General features: G+C 63.2%; 1 protein-coding gene and 1 pseudogene. Both read right to left on the bottom strand.

The features are described 5' to 3' along the window. Positions 1-132: 132 nt before the first annotated feature. Positions 133-1,289 (bottom strand): IS3 family transposase gene (locus tag H0484_RS14990; RefSeq protein ID WP_226955437.1). Its coding sequence is split into 2 segments (ribosomal slippage): positions 133-1,049 and positions 1,049-1,289, totalling 1,158 coding nucleotides; the frame shifts between segments, so codons are not numbered across the junction. A 9-nt stretch (positions 1,290-1,298) separates the two neighbouring features. Further along, positions 1,299-1,478: pseudogene (locus tag H0484_RS14995) on the bottom strand (hypothetical protein); the annotation flags it as partial.

Here is a 1,478-nt window from a genome sequence, read left to right on the forward strand (position 1 = left end):
TCGACGTAGCGGCGAAATTCCGGTCGGTACGTCTGCATCAGCCTATGGGTGTGTTTCTGCTCCCACAGAAACCCCCGCCCGACGAACAGACGCTGCTGGCTGACCGGCACGTCCTTGCTGGTCATCAGGGTTCTACCCCGAAATCACGGACTGTTTGGAAAGTGCTGAAAACTTCTGGTCCTGCTTGACCGTGCGCCGTCGCATCCTGGGGTTGTGGCGGCGCTCGATGTATTCGAACACATCGGACCGGGCGGCATCGAGTGTGGGATACGTTGTGCGATAGATCCGCTCGCGCTTGAGCAATCCGAAGAAGCCCTCGCAGGCTGCATTGTCGCCACAATGCCCCACCGCACTCATCGAGCAGAGCAGGCCATTGGCGGCCAGGTAATCCTGGTAATCGCCGCTACGAAATTGGCTGCCACGGTCGGAGTGCAGGATCAGCCGATGCTGCTCCTGACGCTGCCAAACCGCCATCTGCACGGCCCTGATCACCATCTGCCGGTCCTGCCGATGATGCATGGACCAGCCCACAATCCGCTGATCAAACAGGTCCAGCACGACGCACAGATACAGCTTGGCCTGCTGGGTCTGGATCTCGGTGATGTCGGTCACCCACTTGGTTTCCGGCTCCGAGGCGCTGAAATCACGCTCCAGCAGGTTGCGCACGCCCGGCGGTGTCAGTGCCGGTTGAGCGCGCTGGCCACGCCGTTTCGGGCGTGGCCAGCCCTGCAGGCCAGCTGCTGCCATCAGCCGGGCAACCCGGTTCCGGCTGGCCATCAACCCTTCATCGGCCAGATCTTCCTGCATGCGGCCGGCACCCAGCGTGCCCCGGCTGTCCTGATGCAACGCATGGATACGGCCCAGCAAGCGCTCGTTGTCGCGCTGTCGAGCACTGGGCAGTCGCTTGCTCCAGTCGTAGTAGCCACTGGTCGATACCCGCAGGCAGCGGCACATCAGACGAACCGGAAACTCATCGCGGCAACGTTCGATCACCTGATACCTCAGGATGATCCCTTGGCAAAGAACGTCGCCGCTTCGCGCAAAAAATCCCGCTCCTTGGTGATCCGGGCCAGCTCGCGCTTGAGCCGGGCAACCTCCTCGTCACGCGGGCTCCCGGTGCCGGCAAAGGCTGCTTTCCCCGCCGTCTGCGCCTCCCGCTTCCAGCGGGTCAGCAGGCTGTCGCGGATGCCCAGCTCACGGGCTACTTGGGCGCAGCTGACACCGGGCCGACTGGCTTGCTCCACCGCACCACGCTTGAACTCGGCACTGAACTTGCGACGCTTTGACATGAACACTCCTCACGGCCTCAATCGGCCTTCTTGTAAGTGTCCGTGAAAACGGGGGTGAACCCTCACGTAGCGCGGCAAGCGGCGAATGTTACGCCGGTAGCGCAGGATGACGCGGGCATCGCGGTAGCGAATGGCACCGTAGGCGCAGAACGCCAGCGCACTGCCGACGCCCATTGCGGGGCTCAGCGC

The sequence above is a fragment of the Mesopusillimonas faecipullorum genome (genome assembly GCF_020539505.1).
GTDB classification, from domain to species: domain Bacteria; phylum Pseudomonadota; class Gammaproteobacteria; order Burkholderiales; family Burkholderiaceae_B; genus Mesopusillimonas; species Mesopusillimonas faecipullorum.